Below are 232 nucleotides of genomic sequence, written 5' to 3'. Positions count from 1 at the left end.
GGTCGTCGTCGGTGAGGCCGATGACGCCGGGCGCCGCGGGGTGGAGGTGTACGGGCGGCCCGAGCCGGAGGACCTGGACGGCGGTGCCGGGGACGGCGGTGAGGGCGCGTGGACGCTGCACGCCCGGGGGCGGCTGGCCCCTGCGGAGGTGTCCGGCGGCGAGTCGCTGACGGTGTGGCCTCCGGCGGGTGCGCGCGAGGTGCCGCTGGACGGTGTCTACGAGCATCTGGAG

Annotated in this window: 1 protein-coding gene; it reads left to right on the top strand. The window is 77.6% G+C overall.

From position 1 onward, the window contains the following. On the top strand, positions 1 to 232 hold a 232-nt coding region (locus IG05_RS43395), incomplete at both ends, for a hypothetical protein (protein ID WP_037816103.1).

The sequence above is a fragment of the Streptomyces sp. NRRL S-1022 genome, from assembly GCF_000720135.1.
Lineage (GTDB): Bacteria > Actinomycetota > Actinomycetes > Streptomycetales > Streptomycetaceae > Streptomyces.
This window is presented reverse-complemented; position numbering and strand designations above follow the sequence as displayed.